Source organism: Psychrosphaera sp. (genome assembly GCF_982872775.1).
On sequence record NZ_CEYNSH010000092.1, the window covers coordinates 1 to 2423 of the forward strand.

Annotated in this window: 2 protein-coding genes and 1 other RNA gene; 1 reads left to right on the forward strand and 2 read right to left on the reverse strand. The window is 41.8% G+C overall.

Going from position 1 to position 2423, the window contains the following annotated elements; translation table 11 throughout:
- The coding region (locus AC4E96_RS14030) for a TolC family protein (protein ID WP_490256273.1) at positions 1 to 614 on the reverse strand (614 nt) is incomplete at its 3' end.
- Positions 615 to 868: 254 nt separating this feature from the next.
- Here AC4E96_RS14030 and AC4E96_RS14035 point away from each other — a divergent pair.
- Positions 869 to 1876, forward strand: a complete 1008-nt coding sequence (locus tag AC4E96_RS14035; RefSeq protein WP_490256274.1) for a GGDEF domain-containing protein — start codon at positions 869 to 871, stop codon at positions 1874 to 1876.
- A gap of 42 nt (positions 1877 to 1918) precedes the next feature.
- On the opposite strand, the gene ssrA is transcribed toward AC4E96_RS14035, so the two are convergent.
- Positions 1919 to 2287: a transfer-messenger RNA gene (gene ssrA, locus AC4E96_RS14040) on the reverse strand.
- Positions 2288 to 2423 lie beyond the last annotated feature (136 nt).

The window sequence follows — 2423 nt, forward strand, 5'->3', positions numbered from 1 at the left end:
TGCTTGGTAAGCTCTACACGTTGCTCGGCCAACTTGAGTAAGCGACTCGCTTCGATGGCATCAAACCAAGCAGTGATAACATTCGCAATTAAGTTTTGTTTTGCCTGCTCAAAGCTGGCCTGAGCTGCCAGGTACTCCAATTGGGCTTTTTGTTCTGCGTCTGAGAGTTTTTGCCACAAATCCAGTTCAAAACGAATATCCAAACCGGCTTCAAATTTATTACCAATTTGGCTTTCGCCAGTTTTATTTCTCCGTCCTGACAAGCCTGCTTCGATTGATGGCCAGAGTGCCGAGTTTGCGATGGTTAGGGCCTGACGTTTTTGCTGTACCGCATAAAACTCTTGTCTAAGTGAAAAATTTGTTTCCAGTGCGTGATTCAAAAACTTCCGAAACTGTGCATCATCGAACACATATAAATGATGACTTATTGACTCAACCCCATTTGTCGTTGAATCATTGGTATCTGGAAAAAGCGCAGCTTTAAATTCCGATTGCCACATGACCGGAACATTGTCCGGCTGCTTTACCCGTTTGTTGTCTAGGTAGTTACTGCTACAAGCCGACAAAGTCGACAGTATCACCACAGACAACACCATGCGTTTTAGCTTGGCCACTGATTTATCCTCGAAGTTAATCCTTTCATGGACGATATACGTCATTTTTCTACGATAGATTAGACAACGAGGAAACTACACAGACAAAGTACTTTACATTTGCTTACAAACTTCACAGCCGAATGAACAAAAATTGGCGTTGGATGAAAGCCATTTAAAACTTAAGTAACCGGTTACTACCTAGTTTTCCTAAAATACAAAAATGTCGTCTACACTTTTAATGTTAATTTGTACTTTATTTTTAGGGGGATAACTTGCAGATAACCAAAAAAGTTGTAAGCCACATCGAACGGTTTACTTCTTTGCAAGATCAAGAACTCATTGCGTTTAGCTTACTTCAAAGCGTAGAGGACATCATTGCGCCGCCCTTCCAATGTATTATTCGCCGAACAAATTCAGGAGAAATCGCCAGTCAGTTCTTATTAAAAGGTGATAAAAAAGAGCACAAAACAACTGGCATCGATATACCAGAGCGCTTCGCAACAATGCTCAATGAGCTTTCAAGCCTAAACGCCGAAAGCCACACTGAAAAAGTCGACAATAACTACTATTTTGTATTAATGATCAATCACTCGCCCAACTCTGACCTGATTTACCTAATGGAACGAGATAGGGATATAGATAAGTTTGAGTACGATTTATTATCCGGGCTATTTCAAGTGTTCAAAAATTTCATCGACTTGATCATAGACTCACAAACCGATCAACTAACTGGCCTTCTCAACCGCAAGACCTTTGATAACGCAATAACTCGATTTTGGGAGTACGCAAACCCCGTCCAATACTCAGGCACAGAAAAGCGTATCACCACAGAAAACGAACAAAACTATGTCGTCGTGTTTGACATAGATCACTTTAAGCAAATCAATGACAACTATGGCCACCTATTTGGTGATGAAGTCCTGATTTTGGTCGCTAACGAACTGCGTGACTCTTTTAGAGGCGATGATTTTTTGTTTCGGTTTGGTGGAGAGGAGTTTGTTTTGTTGCTCAAAAGCATCACCCAAGAAAACTGTGAAGCGTTGCTAAACAAAGTCCACCAACGGATAGCAGAAACCAAGTTCCCCAATATTCAACAACTGACCATAAGCAGTGGCGTTTGTGCATTAAAAGACAATATCTTTTACATGACGATATTGGACTATGCAGACAAGGCACTTTACGAGAGCAAGAAGAATGGTCGCAATCGAGCTACATTTTTTGATATTGAAAAAGAAGTTGAAATCAAACATGAGATTACCGGCGACATTGACTTGTTTTAAGACATAAAAAAACCCCGACTGTTTAGGTCGAGGTTTAGTTATTGGTGGAGCTGGCGGGAGTTGAACCCGCGTCCAGAAAAGGTCACCCTTTGGTCCTACACGCTTAGTCTCATTATTAAATTCACCTCACTGCTGCGAATGGACACGCCACAATAAAGCTATCCTGATTTAAAATTCGTGGGTTGCCTCTCAGGCGGGAGTCGCGCCACTATTCCGTTTGGTTTTTGATCTTATGTGATTCCCCGTCTTACGGACGGAAGCTAGGGCATAAGAGCTCTGAGCAGGTTATTAAGCTGCTAGTGCGTAGTTTTCGTCGTTTGCGACTATTTTTTTGCGGCTTTTTACGAGGCCAACCGCCCCTCGACGTGCACCTCCGGAATCATCAATCCTGTCGAATCCTGAATCAGCCCCTTTAGAAGGGTCGGTATAGATGTCACGTTAAAACACGTTACATCAATGCAATTATAATTCTGGAACCAACGACTAATGCCGTATTGGTGTAAAGCTAAGTGTAACGTCTTTTAATCATTATCAAAAGCCGTTTTTG